The 17784-nt window shown below is 65.5% G+C and carries 17 protein-coding genes, 1 pseudogene and 1 riboswitch; of the genes and pseudogenes, 14 read left to right on the top strand and 4 right to left on the bottom strand.

What is annotated here, in order from left to right; genetic code table 11:
* Positions 1-27 precede the first annotated feature (27 nt).
* The 5 genes and pseudogenes from DACI_RS22105 (at position 28) to DACI_RS22125 (ending at position 4826) form a co-directional block, all read left to right on the top strand.
* Entirely contained in the window at positions 28-930 is a 903-nt protein-coding gene (locus DACI_RS22105; RefSeq protein WP_043782268.1) for a glutamate ABC transporter substrate-binding protein, read from the top strand.
* A gap of 3 nt (positions 931-933) precedes the next feature.
* Positions 934-1596 carry an amino acid ABC transporter permease gene (locus tag DACI_RS22110; RefSeq protein ID WP_012206191.1) on the top strand — a complete coding sequence of 221 codons (663 nt, stop codon included), beginning with the start codon at positions 934-936 and terminating at the stop codon, positions 1594-1596.
* Positions 1593-2393 carry an amino acid ABC transporter permease gene (locus DACI_RS22115; RefSeq protein WP_012206192.1) on the top strand — a complete coding sequence of 267 codons (801 nt, stop codon included), beginning with the start codon at positions 1593-1595 and terminating at the stop codon, positions 2391-2393. Before DACI_RS22110 ends, DACI_RS22115 begins: the two co-directional genes overlap by 4 nt.
* A gap of 267 nt (positions 2394-2660) precedes the next feature.
* Positions 2661-3332 (top strand): annotated as a pseudogene (locus DACI_RS22120) (energy-coupling factor ABC transporter permease); the annotation flags it as partial.
* Positions 3333-3662: 330 nt separating this feature from the next.
* Positions 3663-4826 carry a GGDEF domain-containing protein gene (locus DACI_RS22125; RefSeq protein WP_012206194.1) on the top strand — a complete coding sequence of 388 codons (1164 nt, stop codon included), beginning with the start codon at positions 3663-3665 and terminating at the stop codon, positions 4824-4826.
* 51 nt (positions 4827-4877) lie between these two features.
* On the opposite strand, the gene DACI_RS22130 is transcribed toward DACI_RS22125, so the two are convergent.
* Positions 4878-5957, bottom strand: a complete 1080-nt coding sequence (locus tag DACI_RS22130) for a glycosyltransferase family 9 protein (protein WP_012206195.1) — start codon at positions 5955-5957, stop codon at positions 4878-4880.
* 189 nt (positions 5958-6146) lie between these two features.
* On the opposite strand from DACI_RS22130, the gene DACI_RS22135 reads away from it, so the two are divergent.
* The 7 genes from DACI_RS22135 to DACI_RS22160 all read left to right on the top strand — a co-directional run bounded on the left by DACI_RS22135 (position 6147) and on the right by DACI_RS22160 (position 13089).
* Positions 6147-8261 carry a metallophosphoesterase family protein gene (locus tag DACI_RS22135; protein ID WP_012206196.1) on the top strand — a complete coding sequence of 705 codons (2115 nt, stop codon included), beginning with the start codon at positions 6147-6149 and terminating at the stop codon, positions 8259-8261.
* Positions 8262-8487: 226 nt separating this feature from the next.
* The gene (locus DACI_RS32415) at positions 8488-8643 is read left to right on the top strand and encodes a hypothetical protein (protein WP_012206197.1); all 156 of its coding nucleotides are present in this window, start codon (positions 8488-8490) and stop codon (positions 8641-8643) included.
* A gap of 248 nt (positions 8644-8891) precedes the next feature.
* Positions 8892-9293 (top strand): BLUF domain-containing protein, encoded by a 402-nt coding sequence (locus DACI_RS22140; protein WP_012206198.1) that lies wholly within the window; start codon positions 8892-8894, stop codon positions 9291-9293.
* A gap of 60 nt (positions 9294-9353) precedes the next feature.
* Positions 9354-11138, top strand: a complete 1785-nt coding sequence (locus tag DACI_RS22145; protein ID WP_012206199.1) for a putative bifunctional diguanylate cyclase/phosphodiesterase — start codon at positions 9354-9356, stop codon at positions 11136-11138.
* Between the two features lie 93 nt (positions 11139-11231).
* A riboswitch (yybP-ykoY riboswitch) is annotated at positions 11232-11403 on the top strand.
* A 19-nt stretch (positions 11404-11422) separates the two neighbouring features.
* Positions 11423-11992, top strand: coding sequence for a manganese efflux pump MntP (gene mntP, locus DACI_RS22150; RefSeq protein ID WP_043782270.1), 570 nt, complete (start codon positions 11423-11425; stop codon positions 11990-11992).
* A 164-nt stretch (positions 11993-12156) separates the two neighbouring features.
* Complete coding sequence (locus DACI_RS22155; protein ID WP_012206201.1) at positions 12157-12564, top strand: PRC-barrel domain-containing protein; 408 nt, start codon at positions 12157-12159, stop codon at positions 12562-12564.
* A 150-nt stretch (positions 12565-12714) separates the two neighbouring features.
* The gene (locus DACI_RS22160; RefSeq protein WP_043782271.1) at positions 12715-13089 is read left to right on the top strand and encodes a cytochrome c; all 375 of its coding nucleotides are present in this window, start codon (positions 12715-12717) and stop codon (positions 13087-13089) included.
* Positions 13090-13091: 2 nt separating this feature from the next.
* On the opposite strand, the gene DACI_RS22165 is transcribed toward DACI_RS22160, so the two are convergent.
* On the bottom strand, positions 13092-14027 hold the full coding sequence (locus DACI_RS22165) for a LysR family transcriptional regulator (RefSeq protein WP_012206203.1): 936 nt from the start codon (positions 14025-14027) through the stop codon (positions 13092-13094).
* A 90-nt stretch (positions 14028-14117) separates the two neighbouring features.
* Between DACI_RS22165 and DACI_RS22170 the strand changes: the two genes are divergently transcribed.
* Together DACI_RS22170 and DACI_RS22175 are read left to right on the top strand one after the other, a co-directional pair.
* Positions 14118-15479, top strand: coding sequence for an MFS transporter (locus tag DACI_RS22170; RefSeq protein WP_043782274.1), 1362 nt, complete (start codon positions 14118-14120; stop codon positions 15477-15479).
* Entirely contained in the window at positions 15476-16114 is a 639-nt protein-coding gene (locus DACI_RS22175) for a LysE family translocator (protein ID WP_012206205.1), read from the top strand. Before DACI_RS22170 ends, DACI_RS22175 begins: the two co-directional genes overlap by 4 nt.
* A 115-nt stretch (positions 16115-16229) precedes the next feature.
* On the opposite strand, the gene DACI_RS22180 is transcribed toward DACI_RS22175, so the two are convergent.
* Together DACI_RS22180 and DACI_RS22185 are read right to left on the bottom strand one after the other, a co-directional pair.
* Positions 16230-16535 (bottom strand): antibiotic biosynthesis monooxygenase family protein, encoded by a 306-nt coding sequence (locus tag DACI_RS22180; protein ID WP_012206206.1) that lies wholly within the window; start codon positions 16533-16535, stop codon positions 16230-16232.
* Positions 16536-16701: 166 nt separating this feature from the next.
* Positions 16702-17697, bottom strand: coding sequence for an NAD(P)H-quinone oxidoreductase (locus tag DACI_RS22185; RefSeq protein ID WP_085930558.1), 996 nt, complete (start codon positions 17695-17697; stop codon positions 16702-16704).
* Positions 17698-17784: the final 87 nt, after the last annotated feature.

Consider the following 17784-nt stretch of genomic DNA (forward strand, 5'->3'; position numbering starts at 1 on the left):
ACATCACAGACCAAGCAGGAAGACCACATGCCCATCAAATCCATTCTGAAATCCACCGTGGTGACGCTGGCGATCGTGGGCAGTGGATCGCTTTTTGCGCAGGGCGCACCCCTGAACACAGCGGCGTTTGACGCCCTGGTGGCGCAAGGCCCCGTGGCCGACGCCGCGACCATCGCATCGAGCACCTGGGCCAGCAAGATCAAGCAGACCGGCACGCTGCGCCTGGGCAGCACCCAGACCTCGAATCTGTTCTCCCTGCTCAACGAGAAGGACGGCAAGATCCGCGGCTTCGACGCAGGCCTGGCCCAGCTGCTCACGCGCTACATCCTGGGCGATGCGTCCAAGTACCAGTTCGCACAGGTGACCTCGTCCACGCGCGAGCAGGTGCTCATCAACAACCAGGCGGACATGGTGATCGCCACCTACTCCATCACCCCCGCACGTGCCGAGAAGATCTCGTTTGCCGGCCCCTACTACACCTCGCAGGCCGGGGTGCTGGTCAAGGCAAGCAACAAGACCGTGCAGTCCTACAGCGACCTGGCAGGCAAGAAGGTGGCCACGCAGGCCGGCTCCACGGGCCCCGCCATCCTGGCGCAGCACGCGCCCAAGGCGGTCGTGCAGGAGTTCCAGACCCACCAGGAGGCGCTGGACTCCCTGCGCCAAGGCCGTGTGGATGCCTATGTGACCGACTACACCCTGCTGCTCAACACCCTGAGCCTGGGCACCGGCGACGCGCGGCTGGCAGGCGCGCCCTTTGGCGCCCAGGATTCCTACGGCATCGGCCTGCCCAAGGGCTCGGACGGCGTGGCCTTCATCAACGCCTTCCTGAAGAAAATCGAAGCCGATGGCACCTGGGCCAAGCTCTGGACCATCTCCATCGGACAGCGCACCGGCAGCACGGCCGTTCCCACGCCGCCCGCCCTGCCCTGAACGATGGGTGACATCTCCCGGCTCCTTTCCGACCACGGGCCTGCCTTCTGGCAGGCCCTCTTGCTGACCTGGAAGCTCACCGCCTTCTCGTTCCTGCCCGGCTTCCTGCTGGGCGTGGTCGTGACGGTGCTCAGGCTGCTTCCGCTGCCGCCGCTGCGCTTCGTGCTGACGGGCTACGTCGAGATCTTCCGCAACATTCCCAGCGTGGCGCTGCTGATCTTCATCGTGTTCGCGCTGCCCGATCTCAATGTCGTGATCGACTATGAACCCAGCGTGATCCTGGCCCTGACCCTGGTCTGCTCCGCGTTCACGGCGGACTATCTGCGCGCGGGCATCAACACCATTGCCGGCAGCCAGATCGAGGCCGCGCTCAGCCTGGGCATGCGGCCCATGCAGATCATCTCGGCCGTGGTGCTGCCGCAGGCGCTGCGCTCGGTGGTGCAGCCGATGACGTCGCTGCTCATTGCGCTGATGCTGTCCACCTCGCTGGCGTCCCAGGTGCCGCTGGCGGGCCGGGAGCTCACGGCGCTCGTGTCCAAGATCGCCAACGACTCCGCTGCCGGCATGGCCGCGTTCGCGGTGGCCGCCGCCCTGTACGTGGCCACCGGATTGCTCATTGCCTGGGTGGGCGCCATCCTGGAAAAGAAGCTGCGGATACTGCGATGAGCCGTTCTCTGGAAGACATTCTGTTTGGCGCGCCCAGCCCGCAGGCCAGGAAGATCACGCAGGCGGTCAGCCTGATCGCCGCGGCCGGGCTGATTGCGCTGGCTGCGGGCGTCGTGTGGCGTTTTCATTCCGCAGGCCAGCTCGAGGCCCGGTTCTGGGAATTCTTCGCCTGGCCCACCACCTGGGCCTTTCTGGCCAAGGGCCTGCTCGGCACGCTGGCATCCTCGGCCATGGCCGCCGTCATTGCGCTGAGCCTCGGGCTGGTGCTGCTGGCGGGGCGCCTGGCACGGCCCCGCATCGTGCGCTGGCCCAGCATCGCCGTCATCGAATTCCTGCGCGGCACGCCCACGCTGCTGCTCATCTACGTGTGCTTTCTGGTGCTTCCCGCAGCCGGCATCAAGCTCGGCACGTACTGGATGCTGACCCTGCCCATAGGCCTGAGCACTGCCGCCGTGGTGGCCGAGGTCTACCGCGCAGGCGTGCTGGCCGTCCCTCGCGGCCAGACCGATGCCGCGCGAAGCCTGGGGCTGACCGAGGTCCAGGTCTTCCGGTTCGTCGTCTTCCCGCAAGCCCTGCGCTACATCGTCCCGGCCCTGGTCGCGCAGCTGGTCATCGTGGTCAAGGACACCACCTTCGGCTACATCGTCACCTACGGCGAGCTCATGCAGAACGCCAAGGTACTCATCGCCAACTACCACGCGTTGGTGCCCGTGTACCTGGTGGTGGCGGTGCTGTACTGCCTGGTGAACTACGCGATATCGAGGGCGAGCAGGCGGCTGAACCGGCCGGTGCACTGAGGTGGTCGGCGCCGGTCAACCGAAGGTGGTGGAAGGTGGCCCGGTGCTTCAGGAGGGGGCTCCGGTGCAGGCCAGCAGCCTGGGCTGCGCCCGTGCCGATGCGCGGCAAAGCCCGCTTGACCGGCACCGAAAATCTGCCTCCGTGGCTGCGCGGCATGGCGCAGCACACCATCCCCGGCTATGCTCGGTGCCTTTGCCGTTGCGCAGTCGGTGCCCGCCGGCTCTCCAACGGACCTTGCCTGTCCAGGACCTCCCATGCACATCTAACCCGGCGTCGTCAGCCCCGAGAAAATCGCCCTCAGTTACGTCACTGCCGCAGCGGCCTTCGGCCTGACCGCCGCCCTGGCACGGCAAAGCCTGCGCGACAACGGCGGCGCGCTCGCGCTGCTGGTGCGCAGTGTGATCACCACCGCGCTGGTGTTCAGCTTCTTCGAGGTGTTTCCGCATGAGCCGGTCGGCGTATCCGAGGTCCATCTGATTCTGGGCTCGACCTTGCTGCTGATGTTCGGCGCGGGTGCTGCGGCCATTGGCCTGGCGTGCGGCCTGCTGGTCCAGGGCCTGTTCTTTGCACCCTTCGACCTGCCGCAGTACGGCATGAACGTCACCACCTTGCTGGTGCCGCTGTATGCGGTGAGCCAGCTGGCGCGCCGGCTGATTCCGGCCGGCACGGCCTATGTGGACATCAGCTACCGGCAGGCCCTGGCCCTGTCCACCACCTACCAGGGCGGCATCGTGCTGTGGGTCGCCTTCTGGGCCATCTACGGCCATGGCGCCAGCCTGGCCACCATGACCGAGGTCGCAAGCTTTGGTGCCGCCTACATGTGCGTGGTGCTGGTGGAGCCCCTGGTGGACCTGGCCGTGCTGTGGCTGGCCAAGCGTCTGGCCGCCTTCACGCAAGGGCCGCTTTTCAACACCCGCCTGCACGCAGCGGCCATCTGACAGCCGGCTTCCCGGTCACCGCACCCTCGGTGCTCCGCTGTGGCGGGCTGTTCAAGACTCCAGCCGCATCCGCGCTGACCGGCACCACGGCGGCTGCATCACGGAAATCAGGCCGAAAATCAGGCAACGGGCTCCCGTTCACGGGCCGCCCGATCCGTGACTTCCACCCAACGGACTGCCGCGCAGCAAGGGCCTGAAGGCCCGCATCCTGCGACAATTCGGCCCGCGCGCTCCGCTCCATTTCAATGCGACGGCCCCGACCTGCGCCGCATTGCGCCTTGCCCGGCAGCTATTGCACGGGGCCTGCCTGCGCCGATATCTTCATCGTCCATGGTTCTCGATCCCTTCACCCTGCTCGTTCTCACCACGGCCATGGCCGCCGCCTCGGCGCTGTATCTGGCTGCGGAATGGGGCAGCGTGCGCGAACGCTCGCTGCTGCTGTGGAGCGGGGGGTTTGCCATCATCGCCGTGGGCTGTGTGCTGGCCCTGCTGCGCTCCAGCGGCCATATGCTGCTGGGCATCTGGTTTCCCAACGGCTTGCTGATCTGCGCGCACTGGCTGTTCCTGGCCGGCGTTGCCGCGTTCACGCACACCCGGCTGCCGCGCCTGTGGTGGCTGGTGGCCGTCGTCTGGCTGGCAATGCTGTTTCTGCCCAGCGGGCCGTGGTGGTCCAGGGCAATGCTGGGCATGCAGTCGCTGCTGATCGCCGTCATCAGCCTGCGCGCCAGCCTGCTGCTGCGCCCGCACGGCGGCACGCTGGGCGTGGGCGCGGCGCAGCTGCGCTTCGTTCTGCTGGTCCACGGCCTGTTCTATTTCACCAAGGCCGCCTCGGCCGTGGCGCTGGACACCTTCATCAACCTGGCCAATTTCCACGGCACGGTGATCCTGGTCTCGCTGGTGGAAGGCGTGATGGCGATCATGCTGCTCGCCATGTCCATGACCGGCACGGAGCGCCATCGCCGCGAGGAACGCATCGCGCAGATCGCCGCCCGCGACCCGCTCACCGCACTGGACAATCGCCGCGCGCTCTATCTGCGCGCACCCCAACTGCTGGAGCAGGCCTCAGCGGCCAGCCCCTGCGCCCTGCTGCTGATCGATATCGACCACTTCAAGCAGGTCAACGACCTGCACGGCCACGATGCCGGCGACCGCCTGCTGCTGACCCTGAGCGACCTCATCCGCAGCGCGCTGCCGCGCGGCGCACTGGCCGCACGGCTGGGCGGGGACGAGTTCGTGATCGTGCTGCGCAGCGTCGACCACGCGGCAGCGCAGGCGCTGGGCCAGGACTTGCGCGAGGCCTTCGCGCAGCAGGCGCGGACCCTGTTCGAGACGCCGGAGCCGGTGTCGCTGAGCATCGGTGCCACCCTGTTCGACCAGCCCGGGGTGGAGCTGTCCCACTGGCTCAAGCAGGCCGACGAAGCCCTCTACACCTCCAAGCGCAAGGGACGGGACCGGATGGAACTGGTCCCGCTTGCGCCCGGGCGGCCGCACTGAGGGCGCCGAGGGTGCCGAGGGTGCCGAGGGTACCCTGGCCCTGGGCATGCCTCACGCCAGCTCTTCATCGGCCAGCGCCAGCGCTGCCTGCGCCAGCAGTTCGGCGGCATGCGCATCGCTGCCGGGGGTGAAGACCCGGTGGCGCTGCGGGTCCAGCGGCGGGCCCCGGTCCACTTCGCCGGCTTGCGAGGCGACCACGCTGCGCGTGCCCAGGGCAGCAGCCATCATGGAGACGGTGGTGTTGTTGCACACGGCCACGCTGGCCGATGCCAGCGCCGCGCCCAGCATCCAGATGTCGGTGCGGCCGCTCAGATCCAGCGCGGGGTGGCGCATTTGCGCGGCCACCGATGCCACCAGGGCGCGCTCGTCCTCGCTGCCGGTGAGCACCACTTCCAGCCCCGCCTGCGCCAGCCGGTCGGCCACGGCCGCGAAGCCGCTGGCGGACCAGCGGCGCACAGCCAGCCGCGCGCCCGGGTGCACGATGGCGTAGCGGCGGCTTGCGGGCAGCAGCGGGCGGACGCGGGCGCGGTCATCGGCATTCAGCGGCAGGTCCAGCTTGAGACCGCGGCGCGGCAGGCCCATGTAGTCGGTCAGGGCCAGCAGGCCCAGCACTTCGCTGCCGTGCCCGGGCCAGGGCACAAAGCGCAGCGCATCCGCCTCGGGCACCCAGTCATCGGGGTCCGCAAAGCCCGCGTTGCGGCGCGCGCCAAAGTTGGCGACCAGGGCATTGGTGTTGCGGCCCGAGTCGTGCAGCTGCACCACCAGGTCAAAGCGGCGCGAACGCATGCGGCGCTGGAAGAAGCTGTATTCATCGGCCTTGGCCGAGGGCACGCCGGGCAGACCGGGCCAGCCGGGAAACAGCTCGAAGTCATCGACCGAAGACAGCCTTTGCGCCAGGCCTTCGGCCTCGGGCAGCCCCACCAGGGTGATGCGTGCCTTGGGCCAGGCCGCAGCCAATGCACGCAGAACGGGCGTGGCGCACAGCAGATCCCCAAAGCGGCGCGCGCGGAACACGCCGATTCTGCGCAGCTGCGGCAAGACGGCCGACCTGCGGTGGTCCGTGTACTTGCCGGGCCTGAGAGCCGAGGTTGAATCGGCCAGCCTCAGCAAGGGGTGATTCATGGAATTCATGGGCACTCTCCGCCTGTGGTTGCAGGCCATGGATACATGGCAATCGGCGTGCCCGCCGCGCGCCCGCCCCCGTGCAAAAGTCGGACGCCGTCTACCACGCCAGGCTGGGTTGCCCTGTCACACCCATGAAACATCGGCTGCAGACAATGCCGGACTTTGTCAATCAGAGCGCCCCGCGCAACACGAAGAATGCAAGTCTGGAAATTGGGAATGGTGGCCGGTGCCGCAGCGCTGGTCCTGGCGGGTTGCGGTGGCAGCGATGGCGATAGGGCAGATGGGGGAACGAACAGCCAGGCCGTGGCCTTCATGGCCGATGTGCACTTCCAGGATGTGTACGGCGACCTCAAGAACAGCAGCTTCAAGGGCGTGCCCACCGCCAATGGCATGTTCGCCACCATCCGCACCATGTATGCGCAGCTGACTTCCACGCGGCTGTTCAACGAGAACTACTTCGCCTTCCGCGCCGCGCTGGACGATTCGCTGGCCAAGGGCGTGAAGCTGGTGGCCTTTCCCGGCGACTTCTCCGACGACGGCCAGCCGCTGAACGTGAACGGCTTTCGCGCCGTGCTGGCCGAGTACGAGAAAAAGGGCATGCGCTTTTTCATCGCGCCCGGCAACCATGACCCTGTCGCCCCCTACGACGACGACGAAAAGGGCAAGGACGACTTCATGGCCGCCAACGGCAGCACGGTCAAGGTCTACGCCAAGAACTACCAGGGCTGCCTGAACGCCGAAGCCAACGTGGTCTGTACCGACCAGTTGATGGAGCAAGGCTATGCCTCGCTGCTGCGCGACCTGGCCCCCTACGGCCTGATGCCCAATGAGAAGGACGTGTACTGGGAGACCCCCTACAGCACCTACGCGCAGGACAAGTACAGCTATGCCGAGGCGGCCAGACAGGCCCAGCTGGGCCAGCGCAGCTACGAGATCTGCAAGGAAGGCGAAGGCGGCAGGTTCAAGCAGGCCGGCTACACCAATTGCACCAGCATTGCCGATGTGAGCTACCTGGTCGAGCCCGTCAAGGGCCTGTGGCTGCTGTCGGTGGACGCCAACGTCTTCGTGCCGGACAAGCTGGACCCCGCCAAGCCCAACTCGCCCAAGGGCTTCACCGGCGCCGGCAATGCAGGCTGGAACAAGATGACCACGCACAAGAAGAGCGTGATGGCGTGGATCGAATCGGTGAGCGCGCGCGCCAAGGCCCAGGGCAAGCAGCTGGTGGCCTTCTCGCACTACCCGACCATGGACTTCTACGCCAACCAGACCGATGCCATCAAGGCCGCCTTCAAGCCCGGCGCCTTCCAGACGGCGCGGGTGCCCGAGCAGGCCACGGCCGAGGCGGTGGCCGCCACGGGCCTGCCGCTGCACATCGGCGGCCACATGCACTTCAACGGCACCAACGACTACCTGAGCAAGAGCGGCAAGTACCTGGTGAACGTGCAGTCGCCGTCGCTGGCCGTCTATGGCGCGGCCTACAAGATCGTGCGCTTCGACACGCCGCGCAAGGTGGACGTGCAGACCGTGGCGCTGAACAACGTGCCGCGCTTCAACGAGCTCTTTCCGCTGTACGAGATGGAATGGAAGTACGTGGAAGGCAGCAGCAAGCCCGAGGACGCCAAGCGCCGCTGGGACAAGGCCATTCTGTCCAGCACCAGCTATGGCGACTTCACCAGCCGCTACTTCGGCGAGCTGTCGCGCCTGCGCTTCCTGGACGAGTACTGGGCCTGCGACATGAAGGACCTGGTCAGCCAGCTCAACCTGCAGCAGATGCTGACCATGGCCCAGCTGGACACCAAGGTCACCTACGCCCAGCTCGCCGGCCTGGCCGCGCAAGGCGTTGCCGTGCCGTTCAAGCCCAGCGCCGGCTGCCTGCAAGGCAGCCCCGTGGCCGGCAATGCCGCGCAGTGGGCCGCCGACTGGAGCGTGGCCGAGAACGCCGCCCGCGCCAAGGCCCAGGCCGCGGGCGTGGACTTCAACGCGCTGGCCAAGGTGTCGGCCTATACCTTCTACGGCGACTTCCACCGCACCGTCTACGCGGGCGGCCTGTCGCTGAACGACATGGGCAAGCAGCGCGTGGAGCAGTACCGCCTGCTGATGAGTGCCTTCCCTGCCCTGACCTCGGCGCCCCAGAAAACAGGCGACAAGCTGGCCGACAGCACGCCCGTGGGCCAGCCCTTCCAGTACAGCTTCAAGCAGGTGTTCTCCATCCTCAAGGGCCTGGGCTCGGGCAAGCCCAGCGACCATTTCTCGGTGGACTTCGACGCCAGGACGCTGCGCGCCGAAGGCAGCGACAGCCTGAAGTTCTGACGGACAAGGCACGGCCTGTACAGCGCTGATCTGTGCCAAGGGGTGCCCTGCCCCTTCGTGCAGGTCAGCGCTTTCTTGCATTTGCGCAGGCTTGACTACACGGCTTCCGATCTTTCCTACACCTGGATTTCACGGCGCGCCACACACTTGCTGCATTCTTCCCGCAATCCCTAAAGACCGGCGACATCGGCCCCGGACGCCACCCGCCGGATCAGGAGTTCTCTCCATGAAGCAGCTCATTCCCATGGCAGGGTCCCACCACCGTTCGTATGTCCCCATGCAGATGGGCCAGCCCATCAGCGACGGCAACTACACCCAGCAGCAGACCAAGGCCAACCAGCGCCAGATAGGCCAGCCCTTGCCGCAAAAGCAGCAGCAATGAAGGCTATGCCGCGCCTGTGAGGCCGGCCACGTCAATCCAGGACTGGAACACCGTCCTCCTCTTGCACAAGCCCCCGCAAGCCCTGCCCGCCAGCGTTTGTGGGGGCTTGTTCTCGTTGGCCCCGCAGCCGCCCAGGCCCAGGGTGCAAGGAGTATGGTTACATATGCAACAACGGGTTGCGCACCTACGTGACCCCCCCTCGCGCAACGAATACCATCGCCGCCCAACAACTCAGAAAGGCGGAGGGTATGCAAGAAAATTCTCTCGAATGTTTCCTTTATCACAGCCAGCTGGCCCCAGGGGCTGACACCACATGCATCGCGGCGATCATCAAGGCGGCGCGCACCTTCAACTGGTCGGCCGGGATCACGGGCATGCTGGTTTTCGACGGTGAACGCTTCTTCCAGTATGTCGAAGGGCCGCCAGAGCAACTGGCGCTGCTGGTGGAGTCCATCTCGCGCGATGAAAGACACATCAACTTCACGCCCCTGTTTCCGCAGGCACGCATTGATCAAAGGCGTTTTGCCAAGTGGTCCATGGCCTATGTGATTGTGGAAGACACGGAGCCGCTGGGCACCATCTCCGAGCTTCAAGGCCCAGGCGCACTGGAAAAACTGCAGGAGCTTTTACCGCTGCTGGATGCCCAGTAATCCCTTTACCCCCAAAGGCGCGGCAGTTTTATAGTATGGGTTCACTGAGGCAGGAAATCGATGCTTACCCGTTGGACTACCGAATCCGAGAAAGAGCAACTGCTCGGACTGCAGACCGCTGAAATCCTGGACCTGAATGCCAGAAAGGAATTTCAGCGCATCACCGAGCTCACCAGCCGCATGTTCATGGCTCCAATTGCCATCATCACGGTTCTGGACGAGCACAGGCAATGGTTCAAGGCACCTGTGGGTGTGGATATGGATGGCAGCCTGCGCACGGATGCCTTCTGTGACCACACCATCAGAAACGAAGGAATCATGGTGATTCCCGATACGCACCTGGACAGCAGATTTTCAGAAAATCCCCTGGTCACCCATAAGCCCAATATCAGGTTCTATGCAGGTGTGCCTTTGATCATGGAATCCGGTCACGCCATCGGCAGCCTGTGCATCATCGATACCCGGCCCAGGACATTCTCCGAAGAGCAAGGCCAGCAACTGCAAGCCATGGCCGCCATCGTTCAGGCTCAACTCCAATACCATCACAGAATTGGAAAAACAAACGAAGTCACGGGCCTGCCAAATCGCACGCAACTCAAGCTGGACCTGAAGAGCCTTTGCATTCTGGCCCCGGGAGCGGCACGCGGCCTGGTATTGATGGAGGTGCTCAACCACGCCAGCCTGCTGGAAATGAGCAATGCGCTGGGCTTGAGCTATGTCGAGCAGCTCATGCGCGACATTGCCAAGGCGGTCACGGACATGACGGGGACGCACGCTACCGTCTACCACGTGGGCCTGGCCAGGTTTGCCTGGGTGATCAGCGCAGGCAGGCAAGAAGATGAGGAGGCATTGGTCAACCAATTGCTGGAATACCTGCAAAAACCCATCACCAGCGCCGATCTGCGGTTCGAACTTCAACCCAGGGCAGGCGTGGTGCGGTTCTACCTGAACCAGCACGAGGTGGACGATGTCATCCGCAACGCGATGGTGTGCGTGCAGCAGGCCGGATACAACGCACGATCATTTCACCGCTATGAGGAGAATGAGGACAGTCTCCAGCAAAGGTCCTATCGGCTCCTGCGGGACTTCGGACATGCGCTGGGCAATGGGCAGCTGCGGCTGGTGTACCAGCCCAAATTCGACAACCACAGTTTCAGCTGCAAGGGGCTGGAGGCCCTCATACGCTGGAAGCATCCTCAAATGGGAGAAATCCCGCCCAGCGAATTCATCCCCCTGGTTGAAGCCACGCCGTTGATCCACAGCCTGACACGGTTCGTGATCAAAACGGCGCTGGCGCAGGTGGCGGCCTGGAAAGCCGAGAAACTCGATCTTCAGGTCTCCATCAACATCTCCCCGCGCAATCTGGATGAGGTCGATTTTCCGGACTACCTGAACGCCATGTGCAACCAGCACGGCGTTCCGCTGAAAAACATCGTGATCGAGTGCACAGAAAGCGATGTGCTGACAGGCCAGGGCACGGTTCAGGCGCTTCAAGACATCAGAAAACTCGGCATAAAGGTTGCACTGGATGATTTTGGCGCCGCATATTCCAATCTTGCATCACTCAAGAATCTGCCTGCCGAGATATTGAAGATAGACCGGTCCATGGTCTGCGACATCGATACCAATGACCGGGCCCTGTCCGTATTGAAATCCATCATGACCATGGCCTCGGATCTTGGCTATCGCCTGGTGGCAGAGGGCGTTGACAGCGCCGAAGTCTTTGATTTACTGGTTTCCCTGGGTTTCGATGAAATACAGGGCTACTATTTCAGCAGGCCCATTGAAGCGTCGGAAATCAGGAAATTCGTTGAAGAGCGCAACCGGTACGCCAACGGAAAATAGCGGCAGCCGCGAAGATACGAATCATTTCCAGAGAGCCGCATGCCGATGGGGGCATAGGCCCCGATCACGCCCCGCGCTCCTAGAATCGCGCATCCCTTGGGGAGTAGCCTGCTTGCAACCTGCAAGCGCCTGCGTCAACACACTCGGCATCCTGCATGCTGTGGTGCAGGCATCCGTTCTTCGGTTGGCGAGACCATCGGCATTTCACCGCGACACAGGTCACAAGGTCGGGCGGCGGTGAAGTGCCGTTGTGCGCTTGCCCGGCCGTGAAGAACCCCTCCCAGATGAACGCCGCATCCATCCTGCTCCTGGCCTTTGCCATGTCCACCGACGCCTTTGCCGCTGCCGTGGGCAAGGGCTCCGCCCTGCTCAAACCCCGCTGGTCCGAAGCCCTGCGCACAGGCGCCATCTTCGGCATCATCGAAGCCCTGACACCGCTGGCCGGCTGGGCGCTGGGCTATGCGGCTTCCGACTATGTCAAGGCATGGGACCACTGGATTGCCTTCGTGCTGCTGCTGGTGCTGGGCGGCCGCATGCTGCTGGGCGCCCTCAAGGCCGCCGACGGCGAAGAAGAGGCCAAGCCCGCCCGGCACGGCTTCTGGCTGCTGGTGGCCACCGGATTCGCCACCAGCATCGACGCCATGGCCGTGGGCGTGGGCCTGGCCTTCCTGGATGTGAGCATCACCACCGTGGCCCTGGCCATCGGCTTTGCTACCTTCGCCATGGTGACCCTGGGCGTCATGGTCGGCCGCCTGCTGGGCAGCATTGCGGGCCGCTGGGCGGAGGCCGTTGGCGGTGTGCTGCTGATCGGCATCGGCTCGGTGATTCTGTATGAGCATCTGAGCGCCATCTGATTGGGGGCCTGCACCCCGCCAGCGCACGGTTGCGGGAGCTTGTAGGCAAGCTCCTCGCCGCGCCGCTCGATTGGCTGACAGGCCTTTGCTTGCTTTTCCGATCTCCGTGCGCTTGCGCAGCGCTCCTAATGAGGGCTTCAAATTTTGTTTTCCAGGAGTTCTCTATGACAGGTCACAAGACGCTGAAGATGGGTTTGATCGCTGCCGCACTGATCGCAGGTGCAGCCTCCACCAGCTGGGCCCAGCCCGTGGCAGGCACCACCACGCTGGGCGTGGCGGCCACTGAAGTCCAGGCCGTGGCCACGGGCTGGAGCCTGAAGAAGTCCGTGCTGGGCAAGAGCGTCTACAACGAGGAAGGCAAGTCCGTGGGCAAGATCGACGATGTGATCGTCGCACCCGACAAGGCCGTGTCGTACGCCATCATCGGCGCAGGCGGCTTCCTGGGCATGGGCAAGCATGACGTGGCCATTCCCGTTAACCAGTTCCGCGTGGAAAACAACAAGATCACCCTGCCCGGCGCCACCAAGGACGCGCTGAAGGCACTGCCCAAGTTCGAATACGCGAAGAAGTAAGCCAGGCGCGCCCTGTCGCCTCATTCACAAGCCCTGCACTGCAGGGCTTTTTCGTGGGCGCGTGGCTGGCAGCCAGGCAAGCGTCCAGCGTGGCCGTGGAAGGCAATATGATCGCGGCGGATCAGATTCATACAAAAAATCCACGAGCAAATGAAAATACTCCTCGCCGCGTCATTGGGAATATCGTTGGCCATTCAGGCATCGCCCTGCTTTGCGGACAACAGCAATGGGAAGCAGCTCTATTCATCGAGATGCGCCATGTGCCACGGGGCAGACGCCAGGGGCACGGGCCCGCTGGCCAACAAGAGCAACCCTCCCACGCCCGACCTCACGACCGCCGCCTTCAGAAAAAGGCTGCATGATTATCCGGGCGTGATTGTCTCGTCCGTCATTCTTCGCCCGAATGGAGATTTGATTCCCCGGACCTTGCGGGAAAACGGCGTGAAAGTACCGCCCCATGCCTGGACGGTGAAGGATTTTCGTGACTTGAATGAGTATTTCAGTGGCCTGATCACGAAGAAATAAATTCAAATTGCGATTTCCTGCCTGCGCACATGCTCGCGCACTGCATCGACCAGGATGCGCGCAAGGCGGTCCACGGGCTCCGGGGCATCCAGCGCGGCGCGGCCCAGGATCAGGTCCATGGACGGCAGGGCCGGCAGGCCAAGGGCCTGCGCATCCAGCGGCCTGACGTGGGCGGGCAGGCCGAACGGCGTGCGCACGGACAGGCCCAGGCCGGCCGCCGTGGCGGCCCAGACGGCGGTCAGGCTGGCGCTGTTGAAGGCGTGCCGCCAGGCCAGGCCCTTTTTGTCCAGGGCGGCCGTCACGATGTCCCGCAGGGGGCAAGGCGCCTCAAGCATGGCCAGGGGCAGCGCCTCATCGCCCTGCGCCCCGCCGTTGAGGCCGCGCGCCCAGCCGGCTTCGGCCGCATCCAGCGATGCCGGGCCAATCCACTGAAGCGGCAGCCGCATGATGTGCTCGCCATGCACGCAGGCATGGTTCATGCCCACATCCCAGAGCAGCGCCAGGTCGAACTGGCCCAGGGCCATGCGTTCGCGCAGTTCATCGCTGCGGGCCACGCTGGCCTCGATGCGCACATGCGGGTGGGCCCGCGCGAACTGCCCCAGCACATGGGGCAGCACGCTTTCGCCCAGGTCTTCCTGCAGGCCCAGGCGCACCAGGCCGCGCAGCTCGCTGCCGCGCACGGCCGCCACGGCGCGGTCGTTGAGCTCCAGCAGGCGCAGCGCGTAGCCGCGCAAGGTTTCCCCCGCCTCCGTCAGCACCAGCCCCCGGCCGGACTTGCGCAGCAAGGGCGTGCCGCATTGGGACTCCAGCTTCTTGAGCTGGGCACTGACGGCCGATGTGGAGCGGCCCAGCCGGTCCGCCGCCCGGGCAAAGCTGCCCAGTTCGACGCCGGTGCAAAAAGTGCGCAGCACATCCAGGTCATAGAGAACGCGTGTCATTGCCAAGCTCCCGATCGTGCTGAAAAAATGGATTGTAGATACGAAATTATGTGATTTTCAGGATGGTTGAGGCCCAACATACTGACGCCCATGACCTCCTCTTCTCCTGCACCCGGCGCCGATCCGGGCCCCCTGCCCTTGCCCGCCCCGCCCCGCCACCGATGGAAGGTGCTGGCGGCAGGCGTCATCGCCAATGCCGCGTTTTCCGTGGTTTTCAGCGGGATTCCCATGACGGCCATCCTCATGCGTTCGGGCTACCAGCTGGACACCCGGACGCTGGGCCTGGCGCTGGGGCTGATGGGCCTGGGCATTGCGCTCAGTGAATTGCCCTGGGGATTGCTGACGGACCGCTGGGGCGACCGGCCGGTGCTGCTGCTCGGCCTGTGCGGCACGGCCGTGGCCCTGGCGGCCATGGCGCTATGGGCTTCGCCGTCGCCGGCCCATATCCCGCCGTTTGGCTTGCTGGCTGGCGGCCTGGTGCTGGTGGGACTGCTGGGCGGCAGCGTGAACGGCGCCAGCGGCCGGGCAGTCATGGGCTGGTTTGCCGAAGGCGAGCGCGGCCTGGCCATGAGCATCCGCCAGACCGCCGTGCCGCTGGGTGGCGCCATCGGCGCGCCCTTGCTGACCGGCCTGGCCACGCATGCAGGCTTTGCCGCCGTCTATGGCGTGCTGGCTGCGCTGTGCCTTGGGGCTGCCGCATTCGCCCCGCTGTGGATTCAGGAGCCGCCGCAGTCCCCGCTTCGAGGCAAGGCCGCCGCGCCGGACCGCGCCGCAACCCCCACGCCCAGCCCATTGAGCGATCTGCAGGCCTGGCGCATGGCCGCCGGCATCGGCATCCTGTGCGCCCCGCAGTTCGCCGTGCTGTCCTTCGGTACGGTGTTCCTGCATGACCATGCCCAGTTGGGGCTGGGCGCGGCAGCGGCCGTCATGTCGGTCGTGCAACTGGCTTCCATGGCCTTGCGGATCTGGAGCGGCCGCTGGACCGACAGGCACCGGAACAGGCCCGCCTTTCTGCGCGCCTGCTGCCAGCTCACCCTGGCGCTGTTCGCGGGCCTTGCGGTCCTGAGCTGGGCCGGCCACCCGGCCGGGTCTGCCGCGATGGGTGTGGCTCTCATGGTGATGCTGGGCATCTGCGGCATCTGCGTGTCCGCCTGGCATGGCGTGGCCTACACGCAGCTGGCCGGGCTGGCCGGTGCAGCCCGCGCGGGCACGGCGCTGGGCATGGCCAATACCTCCGTGTTCGCGGTCTGCTTTCTGGTGCCCCTGGCCATACCGCATCTGCTGTCGGCCCAGGGCTGGGGGCTGGTCTGGGCCTGTGCGGCGGCCTGCGCGGGCTGGGCCATGCAGCTGTTTGCACGGGCCGGTGCCATTGGCAACGCCAAGGCCGCGAAGACCCCCCAATTGCACGAGAATGTCGGCTGTCTTACCCCACCGACCTCCCCCCGATCATGACCATCGCCCACTGGCTTGTTTTCTGCGGCGTCTCGCTGCTGATGTGCTTCACCCCTGGCCCCGCCGTGTTGCTGGCCATCTCCAACTCGGTGGACGTGGGCGCAAGGCGAACGGCACTGAGCTCGCTGGGCAGCTCGGTCGGCATCTTTGTGGTGTCCGGGCTGGCGATGATCGGCATGGGGACCATCCTCGCCATGTCGGCCCATGCATTTCTGGCCATGAAGGTGGCGGGCGCCATGTACCTGATCTGGCTGGGCGTCAAGCGCTGGCGCAGCAAGGACGGCTTGCTGGGCAGCGATGCGGGCCTGGCCCCCACCCAGCGGCGCGAGCGCAGGAACTGGCAACTGGTGGCCCAGGGCATGGGCGTGTCGCTGACCAATCCCAAGGCCATCCTGTTCTTCTCGGCGCTGTTTCCCCAGTTTGTCGTCCCGGGCGAGCCGCTGCTCACTCAGTACCTGGTGCTGACCACCACCTTCGCGGTCTGCGCCCTGATCTCGCACGCCTGCTACGTGCTGCTCATCTCCCTGATCAAGGGCCACCTGGTGGCACACGCCAAGCTGTTCAACCGCATCGTGGGCGGCACCTTCATCGCGCTGGGCGTGGGACTGCTCAGGACACGGCACAAGCTGGGCTGAGTGCGTGCGCAGCCCTTGCTCGCACGGGCTGGCCCGCTGCGCAAGCCAATGCAAGCCCGTCCCCAGCGCCCGCCACGCCCACGAAGGGCGGGCGGCGCGGCCGCAGATGCCAGGCTCAGTTCGCCTGCGCATCCTTCACCACGAAATGCTCCACATGCGGTGCCTGCGCAAAGTACGGGCCGATGATGGCGCGCCACTGCGCGAAGGCGGGTGACTCGCGAAAGCCCACGGTGTGGTCTTCCAGGGTCTCCCAGTTCACCTGCAGCACGTAGCGGCCGGGCGTTTCCATGCAGGCAAGAATGCTGTGCCCACGGTATCCACCGGCCTTGGACAGCACCTCGGCCACGGCCTGGGTCAGGGCCTGGCCGAATTCCTCGTGCCTGGCGGGATCGACCCTCAGTTCGGCAATTTCAACAATCATGGATATCTCCTGGAGAGGCGGCTCGATGTCGGCGCAGGAGGGCGGCCGGGGTCATCGCTCCTGGTTGAGAGACTGGATGCGCGCAGGGCTGCGCGCATCCGGAGACTTGGAATATTGCAGAACTTGAGGATTCCTGCCCAGGGGATGCGCGCCCCGGGCAGGCGCCTTACTGTCCGGCCTGCTCGGGGATCAGCAGCAGTTTGCCCACGCTCTGGCCCGATTCCATGCGCCGGTGCGCCTGCGCGGCCTCGGCCAGCGGGTAGGTGCTGTCGATCACCGGGCGGATGGTGCCGGCCGCCAGCGCGGGCAGCCAGCGCTGGGCGAAGCGCTGGACCATGGCCTGCTTGACTTCGGGCGGGCGCGACTTCATCACCGTCCCGAAGATCCGCAGGTGCTTGTACAGCAGCACATCCATGGGCACGGCCGCCGCCAGCGCGCCGCCCAGCAGGCCCACGCAGACCATGCGCCCGCCCATGCCCAGCGAGCGCATATTGCGCTCCAGGTAGGGGGCGCCAATGAAATCGACCACCACATCCACGCCCTTGCCGTCCGTCCTGTCGGCCACCACGGCCTGGAAGTCTTCGCTGCGGTAGTCGATGAACACATCGGCGCCAAGGCCCGTGACGGCGTCCCGCTTGTCGCCGCTGGCCGTGGCAAACACGCGCGCGCCGGCCGCATGCGCCAGTTGCACGGCCGCCGAGCCCACGCCGCTGCCCGCCGCGTGGATCAGCACCGATTCGCCGGGCTGCAGGCTGGCCAGGTGGAACAGCGCCTCATGCGCGGTGACGAAGACCTCGGCCACCGCGCCGGCGTCGGTCAGCGACAGGCTCTCGGGCACATGCATGGCCATGCGGTGGTCGATGCGCGACAGCTCGGCATAGGCGCCGCCGCCCACGATGCCCATGACGCGGTCGCCCACGGCAAAGCCCTGCACCTGCGCGCCCACCTCCACCACGGTGCCGGCGATCTCCAGGCCCATGAGGTCGGATTCGCCAAAGTGGGCGCGGCCATAGGCGCCCTTGCGGTGGGATACATCGGCCCGGTTCACGCCAATCGCGGCGTTGCGCACCAGAAGGTCATGGGGCCGGACTTCGGGCCGGGCCACGTCGCGGGCCACGAGCACTTCGGGGCCGCCGAAGTCGTCGAAAACAATGGCTTGCATGCTTGTGCTGTCTTTCATTGCGCAATGAGTATTCAAAAAAGGGTTGAAGGTCCGATACCCAAAGCTTACGACTGCTCCAGGCCGCTC

Origin of the sequence: Delftia acidovorans SPH-1 (assembly GCF_000018665.1) — a bacterium.
GTDB classification, from domain to species: domain Bacteria; phylum Pseudomonadota; class Gammaproteobacteria; order Burkholderiales; family Burkholderiaceae_C; genus Comamonas; species Comamonas acidovorans.

Coding starts and splice junctions, on each gene's coding strand:
- DACI_RS22105 (WP_043782268.1), top strand. CDS start 28: ATGCCCATCAAATCCATTCTGAAATCCACCGTGGTGACGCTGGCGATC.
- DACI_RS22110 (WP_012206191.1), top strand. CDS start 934: ATGGGTGACATCTCCCGGCTCCTTTCCGACCACGGGCCTGCCTTCTGG.
- DACI_RS22115 (WP_012206192.1), top strand. CDS start 1,593: ATGAGCCGTTCTCTGGAAGACATTCTGTTTGGCGCGCCCAGCCCGCAG.
- DACI_RS22125 (WP_012206194.1), top strand. CDS start 3,663: ATGGTTCTCGATCCCTTCACCCTGCTCGTTCTCACCACGGCCATGGCC.
- DACI_RS22130 (WP_012206195.1), bottom strand. CDS start 5,957: ATGAATTCCATGAATCACCCCTTGCTGAGGCTGGCCGATTCAACCTCG.
- DACI_RS22135 (WP_012206196.1), top strand. CDS start 6,147: ATGCAAGTCTGGAAATTGGGAATGGTGGCCGGTGCCGCAGCGCTGGTC.
- DACI_RS32415 (WP_012206197.1), top strand. CDS start 8,488: ATGAAGCAGCTCATTCCCATGGCAGGGTCCCACCACCGTTCGTATGTC.
- DACI_RS22140 (WP_012206198.1), top strand. CDS start 8,892: ATGCAAGAAAATTCTCTCGAATGTTTCCTTTATCACAGCCAGCTGGCC.
- DACI_RS22145 (WP_012206199.1), top strand. CDS start 9,354: ATGCTTACCCGTTGGACTACCGAATCCGAGAAAGAGCAACTGCTCGGA.
- mntP (WP_043782270.1), top strand. CDS start 11,423: ATGAACGCCGCATCCATCCTGCTCCTGGCCTTTGCCATGTCCACCGAC.
- DACI_RS22155 (WP_012206201.1), top strand. CDS start 12,157: ATGACAGGTCACAAGACGCTGAAGATGGGTTTGATCGCTGCCGCACTG.
- DACI_RS22160 (WP_043782271.1), top strand. CDS start 12,715: ATGAAAATACTCCTCGCCGCGTCATTGGGAATATCGTTGGCCATTCAG.
- DACI_RS22165 (WP_012206203.1), bottom strand. CDS start 14,027: ATGACACGCGTTCTCTATGACCTGGATGTGCTGCGCACTTTTTGCACC.
- DACI_RS22170 (WP_043782274.1), top strand. CDS start 14,118: ATGACCTCCTCTTCTCCTGCACCCGGCGCCGATCCGGGCCCCCTGCCC.
- DACI_RS22175 (WP_012206205.1), top strand. CDS start 15,476: ATGACCATCGCCCACTGGCTTGTTTTCTGCGGCGTCTCGCTGCTGATG.
- DACI_RS22180 (WP_012206206.1), bottom strand. CDS start 16,535: ATGATTGTTGAAATTGCCGAACTGAGGGTCGATCCCGCCAGGCACGAG.
- DACI_RS22185 (WP_085930558.1), bottom strand. CDS start 17,697: ATGCAAGCCATTGTTTTCGACGACTTCGGCGGCCCCGAAGTGCTCGTG.